The sequence below is a fragment of the Candidatus Competibacter phosphatis genome (assembly GCF_012939995.1).
GTDB lineage: Bacteria > Pseudomonadota > Gammaproteobacteria > Competibacterales > Competibacteraceae > Competibacter > Competibacter phosphatis.
The window spans coordinates 152,934-179,344 of sequence record NZ_SPMZ01000016.1 but is presented as its reverse complement, the minus strand read 5'-3'; the positions used below and the strand labels follow the sequence as shown (position 1 = coordinate 179,344).

Annotated in this window: 29 protein-coding genes, 1 tRNA gene and 1 pseudogene; 8 read left to right on the top strand and 23 right to left on the bottom strand. The window is 58.1% G+C overall.

Going from position 1 to position 26,411, the window contains the following annotated elements:
• Positions 1–91: 91 nt before the first annotated feature.
• The 5 genes and pseudogenes from E4P82_RS23540 to pcnB form a co-directional block, all read right to left on the bottom strand.
• Positions 92–268, bottom strand: a pseudogene (locus tag E4P82_RS23540) (IS982 family transposase); the annotation flags it as partial.
• 406 nt (positions 269–674) lie between these two features.
• Positions 675–1,529: a pantoate--beta-alanine ligase gene (gene panC, locus E4P82_RS06330; RefSeq protein ID WP_169248105.1), complete on the bottom strand. Its 855-nt coding sequence runs from the start codon at positions 1,527–1,529 to the stop codon at positions 675–677.
• A 19-nt stretch (positions 1,530–1,548) separates the two neighbouring features.
• Positions 1,549–2,367 carry a 3-methyl-2-oxobutanoate hydroxymethyltransferase gene (gene panB, locus E4P82_RS06325; RefSeq protein ID WP_169248104.1) on the bottom strand — a complete coding sequence of 273 codons (819 nt, stop codon included), beginning with the start codon at positions 2,365–2,367 and terminating at the stop codon, positions 1,549–1,551.
• A 104-nt stretch (positions 2,368–2,471) separates the two neighbouring features.
• Positions 2,472–2,969 carry a 2-amino-4-hydroxy-6-hydroxymethyldihydropteridine diphosphokinase gene (folK, locus tag E4P82_RS06320; protein WP_169248103.1) on the bottom strand — a complete coding sequence of 166 codons (498 nt, stop codon included), beginning with the start codon at positions 2,967–2,969 and terminating at the stop codon, positions 2,472–2,474.
• 17 nt (positions 2,970–2,986) lie between these two features.
• Complete coding sequence (gene pcnB, locus E4P82_RS06315) at positions 2,987–4,339, bottom strand: polynucleotide adenylyltransferase PcnB (RefSeq protein WP_169248102.1); 1,353 nt, start codon at positions 4,337–4,339, stop codon at positions 2,987–2,989.
• A gap of 76 nt (positions 4,340–4,415) precedes the next feature.
• Between pcnB and E4P82_RS06310 the strand changes: the two genes are divergently transcribed.
• Positions 4,416–4,491: transfer RNA gene (locus E4P82_RS06310), tRNA-Glu, on the top strand.
• Between the two features lie 318 nt (positions 4,492–4,809).
• On the opposite strand, the gene E4P82_RS06305 is transcribed toward E4P82_RS06310, so the two are convergent.
• The 6 genes from E4P82_RS06305 to E4P82_RS06280 form a co-directional block, all read right to left on the bottom strand.
• On the bottom strand, positions 4,810–5,496 hold the full coding sequence (locus E4P82_RS06305; protein WP_169248101.1) for a putative bifunctional diguanylate cyclase/phosphodiesterase: 687 nt from the start codon (positions 5,494–5,496) through the stop codon (positions 4,810–4,812).
• Positions 5,497–5,575: 79 nt separating this feature from the next.
• Positions 5,576–5,800: a diguanylate cyclase gene (locus tag E4P82_RS06300; protein ID WP_169248100.1), complete on the bottom strand. Its 225-nt coding sequence runs from the start codon at positions 5,798–5,800 to the stop codon at positions 5,576–5,578.
• Positions 5,793–6,236 carry a diguanylate cyclase domain-containing protein gene (locus tag E4P82_RS06295; protein WP_169248099.1) on the bottom strand — a complete coding sequence of 148 codons (444 nt, stop codon included), beginning with the start codon at positions 6,234–6,236 and terminating at the stop codon, positions 5,793–5,795. The genes E4P82_RS06300 and E4P82_RS06295 overlap by 8 nt, the downstream gene beginning before the upstream one ends.
• A gap of 365 nt (positions 6,237–6,601) precedes the next feature.
• The gene (locus E4P82_RS23535; RefSeq protein WP_420887068.1) at positions 6,602–6,733 is read right to left on the bottom strand and encodes a HAMP domain-containing protein; all 132 of its coding nucleotides are present in this window, start codon (positions 6,731–6,733) and stop codon (positions 6,602–6,604) included.
• 1,131 nt (positions 6,734–7,864) lie between these two features.
• A complete protein-coding gene (locus tag E4P82_RS21825; RefSeq protein WP_312914288.1) occupies positions 7,865–8,140 on the bottom strand; it encodes a type IV pilin protein in 276 nt (91 codons plus the stop codon).
• Between the two features lie 875 nt (positions 8,141–9,015).
• On the bottom strand, positions 9,016–9,231 hold the full coding sequence (locus tag E4P82_RS06280; RefSeq protein ID WP_169248097.1) for a hypothetical protein: 216 nt from the start codon (positions 9,229–9,231) through the stop codon (positions 9,016–9,018).
• Between the two features lie 938 nt (positions 9,232–10,169).
• Between E4P82_RS06280 and E4P82_RS06275 the strand changes: the two genes are divergently transcribed.
• From E4P82_RS06275 to E4P82_RS06265, 3 genes are all read left to right on the top strand, one after another.
• Positions 10,170–10,364, top strand: coding sequence for a hypothetical protein (locus E4P82_RS06275; protein WP_169248096.1), 195 nt, complete (start codon positions 10,170–10,172; stop codon positions 10,362–10,364).
• A gap of 141 nt (positions 10,365–10,505) precedes the next feature.
• A complete protein-coding gene (locus tag E4P82_RS06270; protein ID WP_169248095.1) occupies positions 10,506–10,943 on the top strand; it encodes a CBS domain-containing protein in 438 nt (145 codons plus the stop codon).
• A 344-nt stretch (positions 10,944–11,287) separates the two neighbouring features.
• On the top strand, positions 11,288–12,424 hold the full coding sequence (locus tag E4P82_RS06265; protein WP_169248094.1) for a hypothetical protein: 1,137 nt from the start codon (positions 11,288–11,290) through the stop codon (positions 12,422–12,424).
• 51 nt (positions 12,425–12,475) lie between these two features.
• Here E4P82_RS06265 and E4P82_RS06260 read toward each other — a convergent pair whose 3' ends face one another.
• Genes E4P82_RS06260 through E4P82_RS06245 form a run of 4 tightly spaced genes read right to left on the bottom strand, consistent with a single transcriptional unit; the run spans position 12,476 to position 16,636 of the window.
• Positions 12,476–13,387 (bottom strand): RibD family protein, encoded by a 912-nt coding sequence (locus E4P82_RS06260; protein WP_169248093.1) that lies wholly within the window; start codon positions 13,385–13,387, stop codon positions 12,476–12,478.
• On the bottom strand, positions 13,384–14,172 hold the full coding sequence (locus tag E4P82_RS06255; RefSeq protein WP_169248092.1) for an FkbM family methyltransferase: 789 nt from the start codon (positions 14,170–14,172) through the stop codon (positions 13,384–13,386). The genes E4P82_RS06260 and E4P82_RS06255 overlap by 4 nt, the downstream gene beginning before the upstream one ends.
• 10 nt (positions 14,173–14,182) lie before the next feature.
• Positions 14,183–15,526, bottom strand: coding sequence for a cyclic nucleotide-binding domain-containing protein (locus E4P82_RS06250; protein WP_169248091.1), 1,344 nt, complete (start codon positions 15,524–15,526; stop codon positions 14,183–14,185).
• 9 nt (positions 15,527–15,535) lie between these two features.
• Positions 15,536–16,636: an AI-2E family transporter gene (locus tag E4P82_RS06245; protein ID WP_169248090.1), complete on the bottom strand. Its 1,101-nt coding sequence runs from the start codon at positions 16,634–16,636 to the stop codon at positions 15,536–15,538.
• 244 nt (positions 16,637–16,880) lie between these two features.
• Here E4P82_RS06245 and E4P82_RS06240 point away from each other — a divergent pair, with 244 nt between their 5' ends.
• A complete protein-coding gene (locus E4P82_RS06240) occupies positions 16,881–17,096 on the top strand; it encodes a GNAT family N-acetyltransferase (RefSeq protein WP_312914253.1) in 216 nt (71 codons plus the stop codon).
• A gap of 33 nt (positions 17,097–17,129) precedes the next feature.
• Here E4P82_RS06240 and E4P82_RS06235 read toward each other — a convergent pair whose 3' ends face one another.
• A complete protein-coding gene (locus E4P82_RS06235) occupies positions 17,130–17,648 on the bottom strand; it encodes a PDDEXK family nuclease (RefSeq protein WP_169248159.1) in 519 nt (172 codons plus the stop codon).
• Positions 17,649–17,650: 2 nt separating this feature from the next.
• Positions 17,651–17,887, bottom strand: a complete 237-nt coding sequence (locus tag E4P82_RS06230; protein ID WP_169248088.1) for a helix-turn-helix domain-containing protein — start codon at positions 17,885–17,887, stop codon at positions 17,651–17,653.
• Positions 17,888–17,943: 56 nt separating this feature from the next.
• On the opposite strand from E4P82_RS06230, the gene E4P82_RS06225 reads away from it, so the two are divergent.
• A complete protein-coding gene (locus E4P82_RS06225) occupies positions 17,944–18,966 on the top strand; it encodes a DNA-methyltransferase (protein WP_169248087.1) in 1,023 nt (340 codons plus the stop codon).
• Positions 18,967–19,145: 179 nt separating this feature from the next.
• On the opposite strand, the gene E4P82_RS06220 is transcribed toward E4P82_RS06225, so the two are convergent.
• The 6 genes from E4P82_RS06220 to E4P82_RS06195 form a co-directional block, all read right to left on the bottom strand.
• Entirely contained in the window at positions 19,146–19,412 is a 267-nt protein-coding gene (locus E4P82_RS06220; protein ID WP_169248086.1) for an RNA recognition motif domain-containing protein, read from the bottom strand.
• Entirely contained in the window at positions 19,409–20,755 is a 1,347-nt protein-coding gene (locus E4P82_RS06215) for a DEAD/DEAH box helicase (RefSeq protein WP_169248085.1), read from the bottom strand. The genes E4P82_RS06220 and E4P82_RS06215 overlap by 4 nt, the downstream gene beginning before the upstream one ends.
• A 293-nt stretch (positions 20,756–21,048) precedes the next feature.
• On the bottom strand, positions 21,049–21,720 hold the full coding sequence (locus E4P82_RS06210) for a LutC/YkgG family protein (protein WP_169248084.1): 672 nt from the start codon (positions 21,718–21,720) through the stop codon (positions 21,049–21,051).
• Entirely contained in the window at positions 21,717–23,141 is a 1,425-nt protein-coding gene (locus tag E4P82_RS06205; protein WP_169248083.1) for a LutB/LldF family L-lactate oxidation iron-sulfur protein, read from the bottom strand. The genes E4P82_RS06210 and E4P82_RS06205 overlap by 4 nt, the downstream gene beginning before the upstream one ends.
• A 12-nt stretch (positions 23,142–23,153) precedes the next feature.
• A complete protein-coding gene (locus E4P82_RS06200) occupies positions 23,154–23,933 on the bottom strand; it encodes a (Fe-S)-binding protein (RefSeq protein ID WP_169248082.1) in 780 nt (259 codons plus the stop codon).
• Between the two features lie 9 nt (positions 23,934–23,942).
• A complete protein-coding gene (locus E4P82_RS06195; RefSeq protein ID WP_169248081.1) occupies positions 23,943–24,401 on the bottom strand; it encodes a protease inhibitor I42 family protein in 459 nt (152 codons plus the stop codon).
• Positions 24,402–24,607: 206 nt separating this feature from the next.
• Between E4P82_RS06195 and E4P82_RS06190 the strand changes: the two genes are divergently transcribed.
• Both E4P82_RS06190 and E4P82_RS06185 read left to right on the top strand, forming a co-directional pair.
• Entirely contained in the window at positions 24,608–25,873 is a 1,266-nt protein-coding gene (locus E4P82_RS06190; protein ID WP_169248080.1) for a cation:proton antiporter, read from the top strand.
• Between the two features lie 42 nt (positions 25,874–25,915).
• On the top strand, positions 25,916–26,386 hold the full coding sequence (locus E4P82_RS06185) for a DUF4124 domain-containing protein (protein WP_169248079.1): 471 nt from the start codon (positions 25,916–25,918) through the stop codon (positions 26,384–26,386).
• Positions 26,387–26,411: the final 25 nt, after the last annotated feature.

The following is a 26,411-nucleotide window of genomic DNA, read 5'->3' as shown; positions in this document are numbered from 1 at the left end:
GGTGCGGTCGGTTAGTTCAAACGTTCACGATGTTGATTAAACGTGGAACGATCATTTACTGGAGCGATGAAGATAGCGCCTTCAATGCGAATTAAGTGCTTTGTGGCAAGACATTGTGCATAAACATAGCGGCGGCCAGGCGCCCGAAGACATGGACGAGAAGACCCTGGGAAGAACGCACCTTGCTGGCCATCTCAATGCTGGTTTTCTCCTCGATCCAATTGAAGAAGGACTCGATGGGTTGACGTACCCGCGAGACGGCGCGAGACCGATGAAGCGCGAACTCGGCAGCGTGCCGGGCTGAAAGTCGCCGACCACATGGACCTTCACGCCGTGGTCATACCGGTGTTGGGTCGGGCAGTACTGCTGGCCAGCTCGGGGGTGACTTTGGCGTTGCAGCGGCGCCCCTGCCGGGCGGGATCACCGGCATGGCGTCGACCAACCCGGCGAACGACGCCGTCTCCCCCGTCTCGCGGAACCGCTCCAACAGGGCTGGAAAGCAATCCGCAAGTCGATTCAGGCGCTGCCCATAGGCTCCATAGCCAGACAGCCGGGGGAATCAGTCCCGCCCATAGCGCCCAGCATGCCGGTTGGCGCAGGGGCCAGAACTCGCCGGCCCAGTCATCAAGTCATCAGCACCCATGGAAGCGCGGGATAAACACGGGTTGACCGCTCTAATCCAGCACCACCGCCAGATTGTCAATCAGCCGAGCTCGGCCCAGCCAAGCCGCCGCGAAGATTCGTAAATCGACATCCCCCGGAGTTGGTTTCCGCAAGGTGTCGGAACAGCGGATCTCGAAGTAGTCTGGACGGAAGCCGGCCGCCTCCAACTGTGTCTTCGCCGCTGCCTCCAGCACCGAACAATCCCGTTCACCTGCCCGCAGCTGCTCCGCCGTCGCCCGCAAGGTCGCGTACAGCGCTGGAGCCATCACCCGTTCCTCGGCCGACAAATAACCGTTGCGCGAACTCAGCGCCAGTCCGTCGGATTCCCGCACGGTTGGCACACCGACGATTTCAACCGGAAAGTCGAGGTCGGCTACCATCCGGCGGATGATGACCAGTTGCTGCCAATCCTTCTCGCCGAACACCGCCACGTCCGGCTGCACCATGTTGAACAGCTTGGCTACGATCGTGGTGACGCCACTGAAATGAATCGGTCGGCTGACTCCGCATAGGATTGCGGACAGCTCCGGCACCGTCACTTGAGCCATGTCCGTCAGCGGGCGCGGGTAGATTTCCGTCAGCTTGGGCGCGAACAGTAGATCCAATCCGACCGCTTCCAACTGGCGGCTGTCGTCCTCCAGGGTGCGGGGATAACCGGCATAGTCTTCGTTGGCGCCGAATTGCATCGGGTTGACGAAAATGCTGGCAACGGTGCGCGGCGCCAATTCGCGGGCACGCTCGACCAGATGGATATGGCCACGGTGCAGGTTGCCCATGGTCGGCACGAACGCCACCCGCTCGCCAGCCTGTTTCCAGGTCGCGATCCGGGCGCGCAACTCGGCAATGGTATGTACGGTTTTTTGCATGGCACGCGCTCTTGGGGAATCAGGCGAGGCAGTGCTCGGGGCCGGGGAATTCGCCGCTCTTGACAGCCTGTACGTAGGCTTCCACCGCCGCTTGCAAGCTGTCGCGACCGGTCAGGAAGTCCTTGGAAAACTTCGGCCGGCGGCCGGGCGTGATGCCCAACATGTCGTAGCTGACCAGAACCTGGGCATCGCAGCCCGGTCCGGCACCGATACCGATCACTGGAATCGCCAGTGCCTCGGCCAATCGTGCCCCCAGTTCGGCCGGGATGCATTCCACCAGCGCCACGTCGGCCCCGGCGTCTTGCAAGGCCAATGCCTCGTCGATGATCTGGCGGGCGGCGGCCTCCTCTCGACCTTGTACTCGATAACCGCCCAGCTTGTGGATCGATTGCGGCAACAGGCCCAGGTGAGCGCAGATCGGAATGCCGTTGCGGCTGAGTTGGCGCACTGTTTCCGCCAACCAGCCGCCGCCCTCCAGCTTCACCATTTGGGCGCCGCCTTCTTGCATCAGGCGGGCGGCGTTACGGAGTGCTTGTTCGACCGTGGCATAGCTGGCGAACGGCATATCCGCCATCAGCAGGGCGGTCTGGCGACCACGCGCCACCAGGCGGGTGTGATAGATCATGTCGTCCAGCGTGACCGGCACGGTGGTGTGCTGGCCCTGGACGACCATGCCCAGCGAATCGCCGACCAGCAAGACTTCCACGCCCGCTGTTTCCAGTAGCGTCGAGAAGCTGGCGTCGTAAGCAGTCAAAACCGTGAATTTCTCCCGGTCGCGCTTCATCTTCGCCAAGGTGGCAACCGTGATCGGCTTTCGGGTCGGTGCGTCTTTGTACATGGCGTGCTCTGACTGAGGCCGCGCCATTTTGCGAAAGGCAACGGCGGCGGCGAATTCGAAGGAGAAAAGTCTGTCGGGGAAACCGGCGGGAGTATCGTAATCGCTTATTCGGCGCTGTCCAGACGGACAAGGGCCGTTTGCGGGAATTTTGTGAGCAAATCGGTCAACAATCCGTGGCCGGGGATTTCCAGATCCGGCGCAATATCGTACAGGGGATACAGTACGAACGCCCGTTCGTGCAAACGGGGATGCGGCAGCGTCAAGCGTGACTCGTCAAGCACGAGTCGATCGTACAGCAACAGATCCAGATCCAGAGTGCGCGGTCCCCAACGCACGGTCCGAGTTCGTCCCTGCGCGGTTTCGATGGCCTGCAGCGCAATCAGCAGTTCGTCCGGCGCGAGCGTGGTGTCCAGGGCGGCGGCGGCGTTGAGGTAATCGGGCTGCCCCGACGGACCGCCGACCGGCACGCTGCGGTACAGCGGCGAACAGGCCACACAGCGGCTGGCGGGGAGTTCGCGCAAAGCCCGAAACGCGCGGCGCATCTGGAGGAGCGGATCATCCAGGTTGCCGCCGATGCCGATATAAGCTCGTGCCGGCCGCATGCGTTCGTCGCCGGAAATCAGGCTTCTGGTGCCGGCGGCGCGGCCGATGCGTCCTTACGGGCGGAGCGGGGCTTGCGCCGGCGGCGGGATTTGCTTTTTTTCGCTGGGGTCGCCGTTTGGGTCATCCGGTTCCGTCCGTTTTCATCCTGTGCCAGCAACCGGGTCCACCAATCGGCCAGTTCCCTCGCGGATTCGTCGGCCTCGCCCCGCAGCAGCAGAAAATCGTAGGCGGCGCGAAACCGGGGATGGACCAACAGTCGCAGCGGGCGCTTGCCGGTGATGCAAGTCAAACGCTGCTGCATCTCCCAGATTTCCCGCATCGGCAGACTGTAGCGACGTGGCAGGGAGGCATGGCGGATTTGCGCCTGGACCACCGCTTCGGCGGCAGCCTGTTGAGCTTCGTGCGCGTCCAGCCCTTCCGCTTCGAGATGTTGCAACCGTTCCCGAAAAGGCTCCCATAGCAGGGCGGCGAACAGGAAGGCCGGATGGACTGGTTTGCCTTCGGCCAAGCGTTGATCGGTGTTGGCCAGCGCGTGCACCAGCAGGGTTTTGGGGTAATGATGCTGCTGACGGTTCAGGCAACGCTCGGTCGCCGGGAACAACCAACCGAACAGGCGATAATGGCGCAGCAGCTCGAAGGTCTGGATGGCGCTGCCGCTCATGAACAACTTGAGGATCTCGTCGAACAGGCGAGCGGGCGGAATCTGCTCCAGCAGATGGCCCAAGCGATGTAGCGGTGCCTCCGTGGCGGGATCGAGCCGAAACCCGAGCTTGGCGGCGAACCGCACGGCCCGCAGCATCCGCACGGGGTCCTCGTGGTAACGTTCGCCCGGATCGCCGATCAACCGGATCAGACCCGCTTCGAGATCGGTCATGCCGCCCACGTAATCGAGCACCGCGAAATCGGCGATATCGTAATACAGGGCGTTGATGGTGAAGTCCCGCCGCCAAGCATCGTCCTCGATGCTGCCGTAGACGTTGTCGCTGAGGATACGGCCATCTTTGGTTCGTTCCACGGCGGGACCGTCGCCCTCGTCGCCGATTTCGCCGCAGGCACGAAAAGTGGCAACTTCGATGATTTCCTGGCCGAATTGAACGTGAGCCAACCGAAAACGGCGGCCGATCAGCCGGCAATTGCGAAAGAGGGCATGAACCTGCTCGGGCCGGGCGTCGGTGGCGATATCGAAATCCTTGGGCTCGCGGCCGAGCAGCAAATCGCGCACCCCACCGCCGACCAGACAGGCTCGATGGCCGGCGTCGCGCAGCCGGTACAACACCTTGACCGCGTTGGGGCTGATATCGGCCCGCGAAACGTTATGGGCGGGGCGGGGAATAACGATAGGTTGGGATTTCGAGCTTCTTGCTTCCAAGGAACGTTCGCAAACTCTTGTAAGTATTTATAACATTCGTATAATACTACTTTCCTTCCAAGACGCCAGTCATTCAGCTCCCTTCGTCTAGTGGCCTAGGACACCGCCCTCTCACGGCGGGAACAGGGGTTCGAAACCCCTAGGGAGCGCCAATCCCGGTGTTCAATCCACCATCGCCGTCCTTGTGTGGCGCTTAAGACCACACTCATCCTTGCTCCGCCCTGCTTCCAGCACCAAGGCAACTTGCGCGAGAATCGCGCCAGACTGCATTCGAATTACCACCTCAAATACCACCTGTGTTGGATCAATCGGAATTCGATGGGCAACCACGCTTGAGATCATTACCTCGTCATGATGAAAAAAACTGTCGTGATAAAATCAATGGAATATTGCTTTGCTTATTCTATTTAAAAAAATCAGTCACTTGCTCCGGCATGATCGATTGGAGCAACATTAGGTAAGTAGATGGATCATTCGACACAAAAAACAGTTGGTGAGCTTAGCATCTTGCTAAACTCATTTGCCGAGACGGGAGGGCTGAATAAGTAGCCTTGAATCTCATCGCAACCAAGGTTATCAAGATAATCAAATTGCTCTTTTGTCTCAACGCCTTCGGCAACGACACTTAATCTCAAGCTATGCGCTAAAGTAATAATTGATTTAACAATGGCCGCGTCTTCGAAGCTGGTGTCAAGATTACGAATGAATGATTGGTCAATCTTGAGAGTGTGAATCGGAAAGCGCTTCAAATAATTTAGTGAAGAGTAGCCTGTCCCGAAGTCATCAATGCTAAGATGAAGCCCCATATTGTTGAATGTGCCTAAGATTGCAATGGCTTTATCAATATCTTCCATGGTGGCGCTTTCCGTAATTTCGAGCTCCAGCTTGTCGGGGCTAAGCTCCATTATGTCTAGTGCATTCCTGATTTGTTTGATTAAATCAGGTTGCCGGAATTGTAAGGGAGAAAGATTGACGGCGATACGTAACGCTGGAAGACCTTGATCCTGCCAGATCTTGGCCTGCATACAAGCAGTATGAATTATCCATTCTCCAATCGTGATGATTAATCCAATCTCTTCACAGAGAGGAATAAACTGCGCTGGTGAGACCCGCCCCTTTTTTTGGGTGATTCCAACGTAAGAGAGCTTCGGCTCCACAAATTTTTTCTACTTTTTGACTTCTATTTTTGGCTGATAATATAATTCAAATTCACGCCGCTCTAATGCGTGGCGAAGGCTATTTTCCATATCCAGGCTTTCGAAAGCCGCGACATTCAATGCCTTGGAATAAAACTGATAATTGTTTTTTCCAATAGATTTTGCGTGATACATGGCTGAATCCGCATTTTTCAAAAAGCTCATTGATTGTTTGTCCGTCAGTTGGGTAACAAGCGATGCCAATACTGGCTGTTGAATAAACTTCATGGTTATTAATATTGAATGGTACTGACAGATCAGCCATAATTTTTTTTGGCAATAGCTGTCGTTACCGAAAATGATTCTTTGCTGTTTTCAAAGTGCGAAATTACGATAACAAATTCATCGCCTCCAATTCTGGAAATCGTATCTTCACTTCGTAAATTTCTACTTAGTCGTTGAGCTACCTCACGCAATAATAAATCGCCTACCATATGCCCAAGAGAATCATTGATATATTTAAAAACGATCCAAATCGATGAATAAAATAGCCACAAAAAGTTTTTTTGTCGTTCAGCCCTAGCTAGCGCTTGCTGTAATCGATCCTTGAGCAGTAGTCGGTTAGGTAGTCCGCTTAAAGCATCATAATGAGCCATATAATATAATTGTTCTTCCCAGCGTGCATTGGATAGCGCGACGGCTACACGATTGGTAAAATCGCAGGCTAGAAATATTTCTTCTTCCTTAACGGTGAAGGACATTCGATATCCAAGACAGATCATCGCAGACACTTTTTTCCTTGAGTATGACAGGCAATACCAAGAATGAAAGCGCGCCTAGTTGGAGTAATGACAAAAGGTAGCGTGGTGGATTTTTTTTGATTAGCTATGACTAAATATTTCTGGTTTTCCAAGAGTGTTTGATATTCTGACGATGTTATTTTTCAGCGTCTCTGTGGTTATTTGCTCTCTAACTGGGTTGCTCTGGGTATAAGTGCGACAAGATTCATCATGATCATGATCAATAATCGTCATGCTGATATAATCATAAGAAACAATTTCACGCATACGATTCAGTACAATTTTAATGATATCTTCGATTTTTTAATGTTGATAAAATAAGTTGATCAATATCCGCCATTGTAGACAAGGCATGAAAACTGCTTGTCTATTTGAATCGCCATATTGTTCACTGAAGTGGCTAGTTCTTCAAATTCATCACCACTATTCACCTCTACAGGCTTATCAAATTTTTTTATTGGTGATATAGTGAACTCCTTCCATTAGTTTCTCGAGTGGAATTAGACTCCTACGAATTTGATAAACGCTCAGTAACGCCACGATGGCAAGCGTTAACGTAATCACAAATAAAAAAAATGTTTCTGAAATTAGTTATGGGTGAGAATACGTTGGTCTTCGACTGGCTGCTGACTATCGTCCACTTTGGCACAAAAAAAATTAGGCTCCAGAAATAGAGACCAATAATTCACCAAAAAACTCCTCATTATTATAGTTATACCATGCAAATTGCTCTGAAGATGATGTTTTTTAATTTTATTAATTCTTCAGGGCTAGGTTCGTATTCTTGATGCGAACAAAATAATGCTCTATTGAATTCATCAAAAACACAGAGTTGTATTTCTGGATCAAGTGAATCAGCATTGCCCCATAAATAAGATTGATCAATTTCTCCAATCAATACCGCTTGCTTTGGGTATCGTGGATCAAGCATCCGAAGTAAAAAAAATTCTTGATGAGAAATGAGGTTGATAATCGCTGATGAGGATGCTGTTGCCTGCCTTGAGATAGTCTTGTTCTGCTTGAATGAGTGCTGCTATTTTTTGTGATGTTTGCCAATGGAAAGGTAGATTGGTTGGCGCTGTTAATCAATCCCATTCTTTTAAAGTCTTGACTCATTCTCAAGTTAAATTGATGGTTTTCTGTCAAGCGAACCGATAAATCCTCTTGGGCAAGACTTTGGGCAATCCAATTTATTTGTTTTTTTTAACAATAACAAGCGCTCAAATACTGTTATACCGTATTGCTTGTTGGTTTGCCTAAGTTGCTCATGTTGCTGTGTAGAAATCAGATTATTTACTTGCCTAAAAGCCAAAAGCATTAATAATATGACAGGAATTAAAGATGAAATAATAAACAGCGTGAATATTCTTCGTGCTACTTTGCTACGAAGAAAAGCTATTTCAATTTCCATGGCAAGTTAAAAATATTTTTAATGTCAGTATTCAGAAGCTAGCCCAATAAAACCTCCATTATTAGCTCGAATAATATCGTCTCGGCTTGCTTTAGCTGTCAGTGGAGATACGCTTTTCCCATCTTTTCCCATGCTGTAAAGATCATAATCGGTATTCAAGGGAACTAAGTTGTGATCCTTACGGACCTTGCCTTTTTCCTTTAGTAGTGGTGATGTTCAGATATTGGTAAGGGTTTCCCCATGGGTCCAACAGGGGAATTTGTCCTGTCAACTGGCTAAGGGATCCAGGATAACTTAAATTAATTGTGTAAAAACGCTCGAGCTCTGATTCAATAAGTAGAAGATCAGCTTTTGCTTGCCCGATTTTTAAGCGCTCCATATATGCCCCGTATGAATTTACCGCAATAGTCGCTAAAATACTGCTTATCAACAACGCCAATAATAATTCTACCAGCGTAAAGCCGCAATATTTTTTTCATATTTGTTTGTATATTCTCTATAAATCGACTAATCATAATTAATCATGATTTTTTAAATTGTCATTGATTTATATCAATTTTGAATATATGAGGCAATGGGGTGGCTTTGTATTCCAACAAGGCCCAATATGAATTGCAAGCAATTAGCTACCTTAGAGACCAGCAATTCCAAAAGGGGTCTAGGCAAGACTATTCTGCGGGTATGGGTGTTAACGCCGACCTGAAAACAGCCTGAGGAATAGCAGTTTTCTCGATGAAGATTCTCGATGGGGTTGCAATCAGGAGCGCAGTGACGACCGAAAGTCCTCGGCAACGGCGACATGGAAGCTATCGCCATCGCGCTGCGGTGGGAACATCAAGCCCTGTCAGCGCAATGCAATCGAAGGATAGTTTCGTGTTATTTGATGTCATCCCACTGGTTCTGGCGATTGCACATCGTCGGGCCAGACTTTCGCGTCAGTTTGGAACTTGTTCAGTGTACGCGTTCGCCCTGACCGGAACCCCTCGGTCTTACCTGTCCGAAATCCATATTGAGCCGGATTTTTTAAGCACAAATGATGCCAATCATATTTGTTACATTAATTCTTACAAGCAGGGGAGTAGGGATGATCAAGCTGTACGGTTCATCAACACTTCATGGCGTCGATCTACTGTCCCTATTGTTAGACATTAGTAGTACTAAAGACGGGTGATGGGTGCGCAACAAGGGTCGACGCGATCTCTTCGTCGTTGAGCGAAAAATTGCTTGTTATTTTCATAACGAGATTCGTACCCACACTGATTCATTCAATTCGATAATGTATTAAAAATATTTGTTACCAATATGTTAGCGAGTTTTGAGGCATGCTGCTCACTCTGGAAGATGGAAGGAGTATTTTTCCCGGTGACGATTCTGTTCTCTCAAATATGGTTCAGTCATGACGCTATAGGGCACATTGCTGTCTTCGATTGGATAACGAAACCTCAAAAAATTGTCAAGTGTCATGAGTTTGGCTTGTTCAGCGCCGCCAGGACGGACCGCGCCGATGCGTGCCGCGCTTGTTTTTTCGCCATCCACGTCCGCCAATCTGGTCAACACCTTGACGCTGCGGGCCGGCGCATTGTTCGATTCGAATTTGGTCAGCGCTTTCGTGAGCTTTTCGAATTATGAGAATGGCGATTGTTGCGTGTCCATTCAGGCGCTATCGCGTGAGCAGTGTTTTTGATCCGCCTTGGAATATCCTTTATTTTTTAGGCGGTTATTCGATGCGAGTTCTTAATAATACGCGTCGATTTTTCAGTTATAAAAAATAAGATGCTAGCCCTTCCATTGCCCTAATCAAGTGCGTCTGAATCATTGATCAGCTTCATATTAATGCAAAAAATACAATATCGTGATGATCGTCGATCATATTATCGCAGTGATACCGTTCATCTGCCGTTCAGATAAAAACCCGTAAAGATCGATATACATGATAAGCGCAAACAAACGGTATCGATTGGTCATGTTGAACTAAAAAACAAGTTAATACAGCGAAGAAAAGGCAAAAAAATTTGTCAATAACGCACACGAAAAAATGAGGCGATGGCTAGAATCATATTTTTTCATCATTCAGTCATCAGCCTTAATGGCGCGAGAATTGAATGATTCTTGAGGCCACGATAAAGATTTTTTTCCACCAAGGTAGAGATAAGGAGCAGAACCATCTCGCCATCAAGGATGGCGGTGAATTCGAGGAGAGGCAGTATTTTGGAGAAGTGTCATGAGTACCCGCGTATTCCTGGTTTGTCCTCATTGCCGTTATGAACTGAGGCCCGAGCATCCTGACAATCAGGGACCGACGGCCTACGGTTGGTGCCAGATCTGCGATCGTCATGTGGTCAAAACGCGTTCGGCAATCTGCAACTCCGCACTTCCACAGGGATTTTTTCAACCCGCCGAACACTGCGGTTGGATCGGCTAGCCGGTTGGAAGCGCCTGGTGCGCGTCCAACCCCCACAACCGACCCTTTGAGGATACGAGCCATGTCGAAACTGACCCCTATCATCCAGTGCCTGAGTTGCACCCGGGAATCCGTGCTGGCGCACAGCCAGTGGCCAACCGCCGCCGAGGCGCGCTGCGCGCACTGCGGTTCCTATGGCTGGCGCGCTATCTCGTCGAGCAACGGACCGTTCGCACCGGCATTCAAGGCATTCCGACTGCCGCATGCGTCATTTTGATGCATGAAACTGACAAATAATAACAATCAACGCAACATCAATTGTTCCTGGAATGGTCATTTTTCCATGGTGCAATTTGTGTATGCGATGACTTTTGTAGTACAGACCCATTGAGTTTCATTTGGAAATAGGAGAAATACCATGCCTTATCGCACGCTTCGTAAGATTGTCGAGCACCAGAAAATTCTGACTGCCGCACCGGCCAAAACCACCGTCAGTGAAGCCGCCCGGGTAATGAAACAAACCCGGGTCGGTGCTCTGCTGGTGGTGGAACACGGTCGCTTGGTGGGTATCTTCACCGAGCGCGACGCACTCTTTCGGGTTCTCGCCGAAGGGCTTAATCCCGATGTCACCCCATTGTCCGAGGTGATGACCTCCGACCCATTGACCGTGCATCCGGACAAACCGTTCGCACATGCCCTGCATATGATGTACGAAAACGGTTTCCGTCATGTGCCGGTGGCCGAGAATGGCCGGCCGTTGGGCATGGTGTCGGCTCGCGACGCCTTGGCGCTGGAAGCGGAGGAATTCGAAGTGGCCTTGCACCGCCGCGAACACCTGCGAGAGATTCTGGGTTGATATAGCAGCCGATTTTGTAGGCTTTACGATAGCCCCGGTGGGACGCAACGTCCCACCGGGTTTTTTTGATCGGCGCCGTTCTGAAAAAGACCCGGCAAACAATTCCTTCGTCCGGTCGTGCGAGCTCTTTTCGTCTCTGAGTGCCGATCGGCTCACTTTGAGCCTTGTTGGTTGACTTCGGACCAGAATGGCGCCAGAAGGCTGGCCATGGTGACCCGATCAGTTCGGGCCAGCAGTTGCAACGATCCTTTTAAATTTTTGAAAACAAACGCATGGATATGATGGCATGATTCTTCCTAATGTATTTGGCATTGCCGCGCATCACCTCCGGGAGAATGACCGCCATGACCGCCGCCTACATCCCCCATCGCTTTCTTTCATCGCCATCCTGGTGGCGTACCCTGCCAGCGTTGTTGGGCGGCTTGATGCTGGCGGGCGTCGGATTGACGCCGGTCTCGACCCAGGCGGCGAATACATCGGCCTGCATGGGCATCCGCCCGGCACTCTACGCCGGTTCCGCGCCCACCTTTGTGCGTCCAGGCCAGGAGGTCGTCGTACATGGCATCGGCCTGCGGAACTATCGGGACCCGGTCGTGGTGGTGCGGGACGGGCGGGGGTTGAAGCAGGATCTGCGGATTGCCGCGCGGGTGGAAAGCGACAGTACCTTGGTATTCACTTATCCGGCCGATCTGGCGCCGAACGTGCCGGTCGCCCTACAGGCGCATGTCGAAGACAACACGATCAAAAGTAGTCCGGCTGTGTGTGCCGCACTGCGCGAGGAACGCGGTCGCCAAATCCTCGATCGGCTGTATTCGGTCGCAACCGATGCCGGTTGCCATGACGATCCGGTGGTGTGTCCCGCAGCCGATGATCGTTTGCGGTCGGTGACCGGCATCACCCTGAACCTCGTTCCGTCGGCCATGTCGGCGGGGCGGGTGGCCAGCCTCGAAATCGACAGTCCGCCGGGCATGAGCTCGCCTTTTTGCAACGGGCAACCGATGGTGAGCGATGTGGCCGCCTTTTTCGACACCGGCCCGGACGGTGCGACCAGCGGGTTCTCCAAGGTTGCGATGCACCAGTCTTCTTCCGCCGGGTGGGGACAGCCTCTCGCCAACGAACCAGGCGACGGGACTGCTTCACCCACTGGGGCCAAGCTGGTGGTGGTGGCACGCTTTCAAAGCTGCGCACAGGATGCGCCGCAGTTCGTGGCCGCGCACTTCATGGTGTACGGTTCGGCGGAGGGCTCCATGATCGAACCGGTCAAGCTGATGGCCGGTGATGGTTCCGAAGTCACCGGGTCCGCCAGTGCCCCGCGCCAGGGAGTCGTGCTGAGCGGCGAAATCCAGAACCAGAAGATCCGGCTCGCCAGTGCCGACAGCGTCGAGGGCAGCGTGGCCGGTCTGGTCACCCAAGGCGCGGATTCGACGACTCGCGGCGCCTTGCTACGCTTCAACTTCCGGGTGCCGGTGGAATCGCGCTGAGTGGATCGCGATCTTGCCTCCCTTTCTCCCCAGCGAGAACGAGACTGAGGGTCAGGGGCCTAACCGGCAGTCGAACAACACGTCCTCGCCCATCGCGTAGCGGCGGTGGCGAGGACGCAATCCCTGGGATAAATCCTCGATCGCCGGCAAGGTGATGCCCGGTCGGCCGGAACCGATGATCAATGGCGCCACCGCAATCTGCAAGCGATCCAGCAAACCCGCCTGCAAGAAGGCCGACACGGTCAGGCCGCCGCCTTCGATGAAAATGCCGTACAGGCCACATGCGTGCAGGTACCGCACGATTTCCGAGAGATGCAGGCCCTGGTCAGTGCGAGGCACGCCGATTATCTCGACATGATCCGGTCCTGGTCGATCAGTCAGCGCTTCGTCGCAGACCAGCAGGGTCGGGGCGGCTCGATCTTGGAACAGGCCATGCCCGGCCGCGAGGCGGCGGCGAGGGTCGAGCACCACGCGTACCGGATGCGGGCCGGCAACCCGGCGGGTGGTCAGTTGCGGATCGTCGCATTCCACGGTGCCGGCGCCAACGACGATCGCATCGCACAGCGCGCGCATCCGGTGCAGGTGCGTCAGGTTCTCGGGGCCGTTGATGTGACAGGACGCGCCGTTCGTGGTGGCGATGCGCCCGTCCAGGCTTTGGCCGAGATGCGCCACCGTCAGCGGTCGACTCCGACCCACCAAGGCGACCGGCAGATAAAGATCCAGTAATTCCGCGCCGGTTTCGCTCATCGGCATCCTGGCAATCCAGGAACCGTCAGCGTGCACGATGACCCAGGCGGCGGGATCGTCGGCCGACAAGATGGCTGGCTGTCCGGCATCCAGCCCCAAACCGAAGCAGCCGGGAACCATCGATAGCGTCCGAGCCGTGCGACGCAGTTTCAGCAGCAGCAACCAGACTTGTTCCGGGTCGAGAGGATGTTCGGTACCTTGCCGTTGAGCGATCATGCGTTGTCTGGCTCCCTGTGGTTGCCCGCGACCGGGTCAAGGCGCGCGTAAATATCCCCGGATCGGCCGGTCCGGGCCACGGCGGCGAGCCATTCGAGCAGTGGCGCAGCGTCCAGCCATTCTTCCGACCGCAAGCGCTGCGCCTCTCCGACCGACCCGTTGAATCGGTACGGCCCGAGTCGGGCCAGATAAGTCACGCAATCCCGCGCCAGCTCCAGACAGGCCGGGACGTACTCGAAGGAAAGGGCCGGAATGGGTTGCGACAGCCCCTTCAGTACCTCCAGTTCATATCCCTCGACATCGATCTTGCAGAACGCCGGCAGGCCGTGCTCGGCGATCAGTTGATCCAACGTGGTCACCGTGACCGGAACCCGCTCATCCCAGCGCACGCCAGCAAACCCACGATCCCGCCGGACCGCCGCGATCCAAGCCGGCGACAGGCTGGTCACGGTCGGCGTTCGGGCACTGACCAACAGCTCGGCAACGCCGGGCGCGGCGCCGACTGCCTGCTCGATCAGGGTGATGTGCGCCAAATCGCCGTACCAGCGGCGCAGCAGGGCCATGCACTCCGGTTGCGGTTCCACGGCGAGGATGCGAGCGCCCAGCGGTGTCCAGGCCCGCAATCGGCTGCCGACATGGGCGCCGATGTCGAAGCACAGATCGCCCGACTGGATGAACTGGGCGTAGAACCGGGTCAGCCGGCGCCGGCGCAGCGGGATGGCGTGGTACATCAGCACGGAGCGCCACAGCCCCAGGCGGTGCACGAAACGGATTCTGGAGGTCATGGGTCGGCCGCTAGACGAAGGCGAACAGGAAGGCGACCAGAAAACCGGCGATGGTCGCCAGCCCCACGGCCGGCCCGCCGTCCTCGTAGGCTTCCGGCATCATCACCGACGACACCATGGCCAGAATGCCGCCGCCGGCGATGGCGCCGATCACGGTGAGCAGCACCGGCGACGCCTCGGCGAGAAAGGCGCTGCTCAGTCCTCCCGCCAGCGTTGCCGCCAGCACCAGCAGGCTCCAGAGGGTGAAAATTCGTCGTGTGCCGAAGCCGGCCTGCCGCATGCCCAGCGTGCTGCCGATCGCTTCCGGCACGCTCGACAGGAAAATCGCCACCAGGAAGGTGAAGCGGAAGGCATCCAGCGTTTCGAAGTTGGCGCCGATGACCACCGATGCCGGGATGCCATCCAGCGTGGCGCCGAGAAACAGCGCCAGCGGCGAACCGGTGGCCACCTGTTTGGCCAGCAGCACGTCCTGTTCCTTACGGCTCAGACGCTGCACGTTGGCCAGCGCGATTTTTTGCCAGGCCGCGGCGTCAGGTCGCTCGCGCAGGGTGGCGACGTTTTGCAGCAGGCGTTGCGAGTTCAGGGTTTCGACCGCTTGGCGCAGGCGGGGCGATTCGTCGAGCAGCTCGTCGAAATGCTCCTTGCCGATTTTCAGCAGCGCGACGTCGGTGATGGCGGTAACGGTGGCGGTGCGCGGTTCGCCGGTCAGCAGCGCGGTTTCTCCGAACGACTGGCCGGCCGCCAACCGTGCCAGTGGTACCGCGTTCGGCGCGGTGGATGTATTGGAGGCCGAATCGTTGACCAGCACCGCCACCTCGCCCTGATCGATCAGATACAACGCATCGCCGGTATCGCCCTGCCGAAAGATGGTTTCGCCGGCCGCGACATGCACCGGTTGGACGCACAGCAGCACCTCTTCCATCTCCTCGGGCGGTAGCGAGCACAGCAAATCCACTCGCGCCAACCGGCCCAGCAAATCGGCCGATCGTTCCCGCTTCTGGCGCAGCAGGTACAGCTTGGTCAGCGCCGGATGGCGCAGGGCGGCGCCGTAATCGTCCAGCCAGTGGTTGCCCAGGGAATACAGCACGCCGCCCAGCACGAAGCCGGCCGCGACCCAGCACCAACTGACCAGACCGCTCAGGTGAGCCTCTTCGATCAGGCGCTCCGCGCCCTCGAATGCCAGTTCCAGCGCCAGCGCCTGGATCAGCGCGCCGGTGCCGAAGGCCATGATGATGGCGTTGGTCCGCCGCGACGGCCGGCCGTACAGCCCGATCACCACGCCGATCAGCAACGAGGTCATCGCCAGCGTGGCCAGCAGCGCGGCGCCGAGGATTCTGAACGGATCAAGCAGCATGGGGCGCGCTCACTGGGGCGTGGCTGGAACGGGAGGTTCCGGGTTGGAAGACTCCTGAAGCCAAGCCAGCAGCAGAGTATGGGCGATCGCCACCAGGGTCGGCCCCAGAAATACACCGATCAGGCCAAACGCCAGCAGGCCACCGATCACTCCGGTAAACACGAGGGTCAGCGGCATGCGAATGCCGCGCGTGATGAGTAGGGGACGCAAAATATTGTCCAGCCCACCCACCACCAACAAGCCCCAGCCGGCCATGAACAGCGCCCAACCGGTTTCGCCCTGCCCCCAGTACAACCAGCCCGCCACCACCAGCAATGGCAGCGCCGCGCCGATCTGGGCGATGGCCAGCAGAAAGCAAATGAAGGTGATCAGCACCGCTAGTGGCACACCGATCAGCAACAAGCCCAGCAGCGCCAGGGCTGACTGAATGATGGCGGTCAGTACCACCCCGAGCGCCACCGAGCGAATGGCCTGCCGTGCCTGGTCGCGGGCCTGAAGCGCCTGTGCTCCGCCGATGCGGTGGGCGATCCGTTCGGTGAGCGCATCCAGGGTAGTTCCGTTGACATAGAACACCAGCGAGAACACCACCACCAGCAACAATTGCAGAAACAGCGTGCCTATCGAGCCGATTTGCTGAAGCAGCCAGTGGCTGCCCTTCTGTAGTTTCGGCGCGAGCCGCGTCCGCAGGCTTTGGGTATCGTTGACGGCTTCCCGCCATTGTTTCGCTAGCCCGGAACCGACCAGCGGCAAATCCGCCAACATCGCCGGCGGCTCGTCGGGAATCTTTTCGACGGCGGCCTTAATATCGGTCACCAGCGTTTCGCCATGAGTGACGAGCGCGGTGATGCCGGTCAGCAGCGGCCCGATCAGCACCCCGATCAGCATCGACGCCAACAGCAACGTGCAGGCCAGCCGGTTCCAGCGAAAACGCTGCCGCAACCAAGCCAGCCCCGGCCATACCGAAATCACGATGAACGCGCTCCACAGCAGGCTGGGCAGAAACGGTCGCAGGATGTACAGCACGGCGAGCAGCAGCGAACCGACGATCACCAGCCGCAAGGCGGTTCGCACCGGTTCGGACAGGGCGGGGGACGAATCGACGGTATTCATGCGGCGGGTCTCCGGCGGCAAAACCGGCAAGCACGCGGAGCGGCGGCCGGTTCGCGCGGGTAGCGACGGGTTGGGTGATCGCTTGTAAGTATAAACGCCGTTCCGCGCGACTTCGCCGGTCGGGGTTGTGGCGATGGAGATATCCGTGGCGTGCTGGAGGAGAAACGCCCAAACGCGTTGCCAAGACTCCCAGGCGCTATCGATAGCCTTGCAACTGAGCAGGTTGACCCAAAGGGAGCACGGGGTGGCGCAACGCCTGTTCCAAGAGTTGCTGAAGTGGGCTGGAGAGAAGCAACTCAGGCGTGTCTATCTTGGCACCACGGAGCAGTTCCTTGCCGCACACAGATTCTATGAGAAGAACGGCTTTCTCCAAATCGCGAAATTAGACTTACCTGGCTCGTTCCCGATCATGTCGGTAGACACCAAGTTCTACTGCCTGTCACTGCAAACCGCCGCCTAGATTTTACGCCCTCACAGCTTATCCGCCGCTCCGTTAGGCGCCATGCTTGCGACGTACACTGAGAATTGGCGGTTCACCATGAAGCAGCTTCCCGTGCTCCATCACATGGACAGCCGGAATCTTCGGGTTGTTAATGTCCTTCCCGCCGTCCGCATGCCACTTCTGTTCCCACTTCGTGAAGTAGAACTCAAGGTCAGCCGGTTCGAGCAGGTACACCGCCTGTAACACGATGTGTCGGTAGATGGCAAAAACCCAAGGCACTTGCCGATATTTGGCGATAATGCTCGGGTTCATGTGGTGATGGGTCGAGAATCCTTTGGTCAGTTCGATATTGACCGACTTCAGTTCATACTCTCGCCCGGAGGCGTCCACCGCATCATTACCCTCGCGGCCCGGAAGGATCGTCAGACCCATCAGCAAGAGGACCTGAAGCAGCTTTCCGCCGTTGTCCTGAAAGATGTCATGAATCCCGTGCTTCGTGGCAAGGGCTTGATACTCCTGGACGGCGGGCCAGATTTCGAGAAGGCGCGCGTAATCGTCGTGCGGGGTCAAGGTCACTGCTTCGCTTCCGCCAGTAGGGACGCTGGAGAAACCCCAAGTGCCGCTGCCAACCGCTCAATGTTGTCGATGGAGATATTCCGCTCCCCGCGCTCCACGGAACCCACGTAGGTTCGATGGAGGCCCGCGGCATCGGCCAGCGCCTCTTGAGACAGGCCGAGCCGCTCCCGCGTCTTTCTCAGATTGAGAGCGAAATGCTTTCTTGTGGCTGATGGCTTTAACTTCTTGTTCACGCGCTGGATAATGGGCGCATGATGACAATGAATCTACAGACTTTGAGTAGCACTTTATGCTGATGACGACGAAGACCGCGCCCGCTTACTACACGTCCAAGGGGGCCGCATTTATCGGAGATTCGCGGGAGCTGCTGGAGGAGCTGCCAGACGGAAGCGTGAACCTCGTCATCACCAGTCCGCCCTTCGCCCTACAGCGTCAGAAGGAATACGGGAACCTCGACCAGCACGAGTACATTGACTGGTTCCTGGAGTTTGGGCGGATCGCCCACCGCAAGCTGCGCGATGACGGCAGCTTCGTTGTTGACTTCGGCGGGGCTTACATGAAGGGCCTCCCTACCCGCAGCCTCTACAACTTCCGCGTCCTCATCCGCATGGTCGATGAACTGGGCTTCTTCCTCGCCGAGGATTTTTATTGGTTCAACCCCTCGAAGCTACCAAGCCCGATTGAGTGGGTGAATAAGCGCAAGTTACGCGTGAAGGACTCGATCAACACGGTGTGGTGGTTCGGCAAGACCGAGTGGCCGAAGTCCGATATCACCAAGGTCCTCGCCCCTTACAGCGACCGCATGAAGAAACTAATTGAGGACCCGGACAAGTTCTACACGCCCAAGGTCCGCCCCTCTGGGCACGACATCGGTAAGGGGTTCTCAAAGGACAACGGAGGAGCCATCCCGCCAAACCTGCTCCAGATTTCCAACTCGGAATCCAACGGCCAGTACCTGTCCGGCTGCAAAGCGGTAGGGATCAAGAGCCATCCGGCGCGCTTCCCGGCGAAGTTGCCGGAGTTCTTCATTCGGATGCTCACAGAGCCGGATGACCTCGTTGTGGATATTTTCTGCGGTTCAAACACCACGGGGCAGGTTGCGGAGCAAGAAGGTCGCCGCTGGATGGCATTTGAAGCGTTGCCTGAATATGTCGCCGCTTCGTCATTTCGCCTTCTCAACAAAGACACACCGCTTGATGTGATGAAATCAATCTATGCCAGAATTCTCGCAGGAGAGTCTGTCAATATCGAAGATTATCTTCGGCAGTCACGATTAGATTTGCGCGAGGAGATCGACGCATATGGCTCCTAACAATTCGTTCCAGCGGACGCGCTTCGCGCCCGCGAAACGGGGGCGGCGGATTGCAATCCGCTGGTTGCTTGGCGCGAAGCGCCGCACAACCACGCGGATCAAGCCGACTCCAGGCATCCATCGGCTGACGGAGACGCTGGATTCAGTCAGCGCGACCACTGGCTCAGCGTGAAGACCCGCTAGCGATGGCGCCCGCCGCGCGCGCCCTGCGCCCGCTCTTCGTTCACCTTCAGGCGCTGGCCGCGTAGTTCCTGGCCATTGAGCGCGCTGATCGCGGCGCGCGCCTCGTGGCCTTCCATCTTGACGAAGCCGAAGCCACGGCACAGGCCGGAAAAGACATCCCGCGTCAGCCGAAGTCCGTGAACCCGCCCGTAGGCGGTGAACAGATCAGTGACTTCTTGATCGGTGGTATCCGAGGGTAGATTACCGATGAAGACGGTTTTCATGCACGGTCTCCTGTAGTTGCGACCCTCCGGGTCTGATGGTGAGCTTTATTTCGCCGCCGGGACGCATCGTGCGCCGTCGTTTCCGGGCGGGCGGGCCGGTGAGCGGCCGGCCGTTCTCCGGTCGATGCTCCAGCGGCGCGGTGGGCGTGGTGGTGGCGCGCGCTGGCCGAAGGGGCCGCGACCGGTGCCCGCGCCCGTTTCGCGGGGTTGGGCTCGAATCCTTCGACCACCGACGACGGCAATTTGCGGCCAAGCAGCCGCTGGATAGCGTGCAGACGCGGCATCTCGTCCGCGCTGACCAGCGAGATCGCCAAGCCGGCGCGGCCGGCGCGGCCGGTGCGGCCGATCCGATGGACGTAGTCCTCGGGCACATGCGGCAGTTCGTAATTCACCACCCGTGGCAACTGGACGATATCCAGACCGCGAGCAGCAATATCGGTGGCAACCAGCACCTGAATCCGGCCCTGCTTGAAATCGTCCAGGGCCCGAGTACGGGCCGACTGACTCTTGTTGCCGTGCAGGGCGGCGGTGCGGATGCCTTCGCGTTCGAGCTGGCGGCTCAGCCGGTCGGCACCGTGCTTGGTGCGGGTGAACACCAGGGTCGCATCCCGTTCGCCGGCGCTCAGCAGGCGCCCGAGCAGAGCGGCCTTGTCGGTCTGCTCCACCGGATGCACCTGCTGCTCCACCAGGTCGGCGGGCGCGTTGCGCGGAGCCACGTCGATCACCGCCGGCTCGTGCAGGAAATCGCCGGCCAACTGGCGGATCGGATCGGCGAAGGTGGCCGAGAACAGCAGGGTTTGCCGCCGCCGGGGCAGTAGCGCCAGCAGGCGGCGAATCGCCGGCAGAAAGCCCAGATCCAACATGCGGTCGGCCTCGTCCAGCACCAGAATCTCGACACCGGCCAGGCTGACGGTCTTCTGACTCAGATGGTCCAGCAGACGCCCTGGCGTGGCCACCAGGATATCCACCCCGCGCCGCAGCGCGTCGCACTGCGGCTTCATGCTGACGCCGCCGACCACCAGCGCGGTGCGCGGCGCGACGTGGCGACCGTAGACGCGCACGCTGTCGGCGACCTGGGCGGCCAATTCGCGGGTCGGGGCCAGCACCAGGGCGCGCGGCCGACCGGCCGGCATCCGCGTTTCGGGACGGGTTTGCAGGCGCTGCAACAACGGCAGGGTGAAGGCGGCGGTCTTGCCGGTACCGGTCTGAGCGGCGGCGAGCAGGTCGCGCCCCGCCAGGATGGCGGGAATCGCTTGGGATTGAATGGGGGTTGGCATGGTGTAACCCCGGGCGGCAACGGCGCGCGCCAGGTCATCGACCAGGCCAAGAGAAGCAAACGGCATTGAATACTCCTGAATCCGCCTGCCCATGCGCGGCGCATGGAACCGGTCCAGGCAGAATGATAATGAGATTGAGGGTGATCGAGGCGTACCCAGCCAAGGGGTGGACCACGACAGGTTTGCGGGAGGAACGGGAATCGGAAAACCCGCGGGCGACAATTCCGAGAGGAACGGCTGGAACCTCGGGGCGCGCACCGGACCGCGCCGCGACAAACTTATCTGCGACTTTAACATGATCCACGCGGTTTGACTAATTCGCGCCTCGGTTGGCATTTCCGCCCGCCCTGAGGCATCGTTCAGCCACCCACCAGCACCACATGCAGCCGGAGCGGGCCATGCGCGCCCATCTGCACGGTTTGCTCGATGTCGGCGCTGCGCGAAGGACCGGTAATGAAATTGACCGTGCGCGGCATCCCTAGACCACGCGCGCGCAGCAGGTCCCAGGCATCCTCGTAGGCACCGACGATGCGGTCGGCGCGCAGCACCACGATATGCGTGTCCGGCAGGAAATTCAGCGTGGTCGGACTGTACGGCCCGGACAGCAGCACCAGCGTGCCGGTCTCGGCGATACCGGCAAAGGCGAGCGACACGCTGGTCTGGTCGCCATCCACCGCCGCGCGTCGTTCGATATGCAGGGTTGGCGCCTCCGACCACGGCAGCGCCGCCAATTCCGGGTCCGGCGCCATGACCAGTTCAGCGGGCAAGCCTTCGCAATCCAGGAACGCCGAAACCGCCACCGGCACATCCGCCGGATGGGTCACTGGGTCCACGGTCGCCGCCGCGTTCCGAGCCATCTGTACGAACAAATCCACCTGTTCGAAGTGCGGACGCAAGGCGCGCGCCGGAATCACGTTGCGCGGCGGATGCGCCAGCCGCGCTTCCAACTCCGCCCGCCGCTCGCCCGCCACGGGACCGCGTTGCAAACCCCGCCGAAGCGTATTCAGAATCTGTTCACGCGCGTCGCTCATGACCGTGCTCCCTGGCGTGCCGCCCATTGCTGTTGGAAAGTTCGACCTTGGGGGGCGGGCAGGTCGCGCCAAGCGGTCCAGCCGCCCGCCAGCGGCAGGCGCTCGATCCGTCCCTTTCGGCTGCCCAGTCGCCGCAGCAGCCAAGCACCGACACCGGCGACGATTCGGTAAAGTCTCGGGCGCTTGGCGAAAAAGGCCCATGCGCCCAGACCGAAGCGGACCGCCGCCGGAGACAGATGCCGTTCGAACTCCCGCTCGCGCCAGTGGCGCATCATCTTCGGCAGCGGGATACGCATCGGGCAAACTTCCTCGCAGCGACCGCAGAACGTGGAGGCGTTCGGCAACTGGCCAGCGGCGTCGATGCCGACCAATTGCGGGGTCAGCACCGAACCCATCGGTCCCGGATAGACCCAGCCGTAGGCGTGGCCGCCGATGGCGCCGTACACCGGGCAATGGTTCATGCAGGCCGAACAGCGGATGCAGCGCAACATGTCCTGGAACTCGCCGCCCAACATGCCGCTGCGGCCATTGTCCAGCAGCACCACATGAAACTGTTCCGGGCCATCCAGATCCTCCACGCGGCGCGGTCCGCTGGAAAAGGTGGTGTAGACGGTGATCTCCTGGCCGGTGGCGGAACGGGTCAGAAGCCGGGTCAAGGTGCTGACGTCTTCCAGGGTCGGCACCATCTTTTCGATGCTGGCCAGCGCAATATGGACGCGCGGCAGAATCTGGGTCAGATCGCCGTTGCCCTCGTTGGTGACGATGACCGTGGTGCCGGTCTCGGCGATGCAGAAGTTGGCCCCGGTGATGCCGACATCGGCACTCAGGAATTGCTGGCGCAACACCTGGCGGGCCTCGTTCATCAGCGCGCGCGGGTTCTCGTTGCGTTCGGTGAAGCCGTAGGGGCCGTGATGGGCATGAAAAGCGTCGGCCACCTGATCGCGATTGAGGTGGATGGCCGGAGCGATGATGTGGCTGGGATGCTCGTGGCGCAGTTGAATGATGTACTCGCCCAGATCGGTCTCCACCGGCTGGATGCCGTGGGCTTCGAGAAATTCGTTCAGACCGATTTCCTCGCTGATCATGCTCTTGCCCTTGGTCACCCGCCGGGCGGCGACCGAACGGCAAATGTCGAGCACGATTTGCCGGGCCTCGGCGGCGTCGCGCGCCCAGTGAACCTGGCCGCCCTGCTCGATCACCTTGGCCTCGAACCGTTCCAGATAGAAATCCAGATGCTCCAGCACATGGTTCTTCAGATCGCGGCCCGCGTCGCGCAGTTGATCGAACTCGGGCAGCTTGGCGATGGCGGCGGCCCGCTTGCCGGGAAAACCGGCCTTGAGGTTTTTCAAGGCCCGTTGCAAGGCGGCATCGCGCAGGGCGACGCTGGCGTTGCTTTTGAAGGTTTGGCTGGTCACTTGCATTGGCGTATTTCCTCAGTCGGGTTCGCCGATGGCCGGTATGTCGGTCATCCCGGCCAGTACTTCGGCAATGTGACGAACCTTGATCGCCGCGCCTTCGCGTTGCAGTTTGCCGGCCATGTTCAGCAGGCAACCCAGATCGCCGGCCAGCAAGGTACCGGCTTCGCTGGTCTGGATGTGAGCGGCTTTTTCGCTGACCATGCGATTGGACAATTCGGGATATTTGACGCAGAACGTGCCGCCGAAGCCGCAGCACACCTCACTCTCGGCCATTTCCCGCAAGTCGAGATCCGCGACCGTGGCCAGCAAGCGGCGCGGTTGCGATTTGATGCCCAATTCCCGCAACCCGGAACAGGAGTCGTGATAGGTCACGGTATCGGGATAACGTGCAATCACTCGCTCCACACCGAGCACATCGGTCAGAAACGACACCAGTTCGAAGGTCTTGGCGCTCAGACGTTCGGCGCGGGTTTGCCAAGCGGGATCGCCGTCGAACAGATGCGGGTAGTGTCGTTTGATGGTACCGCCGCAGGAACCGGACGGCACGACCACGTAATCGAAGTCCTCGAACGCGGCGATGACCTGCCGCGCCAAGTCACGAGCGTCGGCGCGGTCGCCGGAATTGTAGGCCGGCTGACCGCAGCAGGTCTGGGCGGCCGGAACCTCGACCGTGCAGCCGGCGTCTTCCAGCAATTTCACGGCGGCGAAACCGACCGTCGGGCGAAATACGTCCACCAGACAGGTGACGAACAGGCCGACGCGCGGCTTGTGGGGACAGGATAACGTTGCGCTCATCGCGGTCCCCTATTCCTGAATGCGCAGGGTAACGACGAACCGTTCGGTCACCGAACCCTCACCTTCCCAGATCCGCCAGTGCTTGAGCTTGAGCACAACCTCGCCCGGCTGGCGTGCGGTGAAGGTGAAGGTGCGCATGCCGCGTGCGCCAATGAAACCCTCCGTCGGGTCTTCGAAGCCGGTGCTGTCCAGCGCCAGCCGTTGCCGGTCGGTTTCATCGATGGCCCAGACATAGCCAGTGCCATGTTTTTCCGGCAAGCGCACTCTGATTTGTTCTCCAACCCGGACTTCGGCGGTGCGCTGATCATCGTCGCGGGTAAGCACCAGCACGCCGTTCTCCCGCGAACCGGCGCTGGATTCACTGTCGGGTTTGGAGGCGCAGCCGACCACCAGCAGCGCGGCCAACGCCAGTAGTGCTGAGGCGAGACGCGCAAGGGGGAAAAGACGCGATTCAGGCGCTAAGGGCATACGATTTCACCGGTTCGTTGGCGGGCGGGGGTTGTCGTCAAGAATGGATGTCGCAAATTGTAGGTGAGGCGCAATCTGGTCGGAAAGTTTCGAGCGATGTTCCGGCCCTCGCCGGTCGTTTCATACCCGCGTCGCCGCCCTCCGGCATGACAGCATTCCGATTCAAAGTCATACTTTGGCCTGAACTCGATGCCAGGACTGTCATAATGCTGAATCTTATCGCGCTATTGGTCACCTTGACCGCTCTTTTCAGTTACATCAACCACCGTTTCATCAAACTCCCCACCACTATCGGGGTCATGGTGCTGGCCCTGGTGCTCAGCCTGATCCTGATGAGCCTGGGCGAACTGGGATACGCACCGGTCGAACAACGGGCCGCAGCCATCATCGGCGGCATCGACTTCAACCAGGTACTGATGCAGGGCATGCTCTCTCTGTTGTTGTTCGCCGGCGCCCTGCACGTCAATCTGGAGGAACTGGCCCAGCAAAAATGGCCGATCGGCATCCTGGCGACCGTCGGCGTGGTGGCATCCACCTTCCTGGTGGGCATCGCTTCCTGGCTCGTTCTCAATGTATTGTTCGGCATCTCGATTTCCCTGCTGTACTGCCTGCTGTTCGGCGCCCTGATTTCGCCCACCGATCCGATCGCCGTGCTCGGCATCCTGAAATCCGCCAAGGCACCCAAAAACCTGGAAATCAAGATCGCCGGGGAATCGTTGTTCAACGACGGCATCGCCGTGGTGGTGTTCGCCATCCTGCTCGGCCTGGCCGTGGGCGGCGAAGAGGTGACGCTCGGCAGCGTCGCCCTGTTGTTCACCGAGGAAGCGCTGGGCGGCATCGTGTTCGGCCTGGCGATCGGTTATGTCGCCTATCTGCTGCTGAAAAGTATCGATAGCTACGATGTCGAGATTCTGATCACCTTGGCGCTGGTGCTGGGCGGCTATGCGCTGGCCATTCACCTGCATGTTTCCGGACCCATCGCCATGGTGGTGGCCGGCCTGATGATCGGCAATCACGGCCGCAGGCTGGCCATGTCGGACACCACGCGGGAGCATCTGGACACCTTCTGGGAACTCATCGACGAGATTCTAAACGCTATGTTGTTCGTGTTGATTGGTTTGGAAATGATCATCCTGACCTTCGAACGCGATCATCTACTGGCCTCCCTGCTGGTAATCCCGATCGTGCTGCTGGCCCGACTGGCGTGCGTGGGCGTGCCTGTGCACATCATGCGGAGCAGGTTCGGTTTCGTGTTTTCACCCCACGCCATCAAGATCATGACCTGGGGCGGGTTGCGCGGCGGCATTTCCGTGGCCCTGGCGCTGTCGCTACCGCTGGGACCGGAACGTCAGATCGTGCTGGCGTTGACCTATATCGTGGTGCTGTTCTCGATTCTGGTGCAGGGCTTGACGGTGGGCAGACTGATCAAAGCGACGGTGGCCCCCGCCGGCTCCGGCGCGGGTGATTCGTAAACCGGCCGGGTTGCCGCCGTACTGTCGTCGGGAGGGTCGAGCATGATGAAACCCACGCTGACGCTCGCCATGGTGCTGGCGCTGGTCCTACCGGCTCGGGCGCAGGTCTATAAGTGGACCGACGCCGACGGGCAGGTCCATTACGGCGGGACTCCGCCCGCCGCGGATCGACCCTCGCAGACCCTGGATATTCAGTCTCAACCCACGCCGGACGGCGAGGTGGATAACGTCAGTTCGATGCGACGGGCCACTCGGGAGCTGCGCGAACTGCGCGCGGTGAATCGGGGCGTCCCGGTGCGCGAACTCGACCGCCCCCGTTCCTCGCGCCGCAAGAAGAACACGCCCACGCATATCGGCTACGAGGATCAAGCCAAGATCGACAATCTCAACAGCGACATTCGGCGTCTGTCTTCCTCGACCCTGGGCAGCGCCAGCAGTCGTGCCCGGGAGATCCGCGCGGCCAAGAGCGAATTGCGGCAGATCTATCGCAAGTACGGCATCAAGCCGCCGTAAATCAAAGCCGGGGGCGATGCATGCG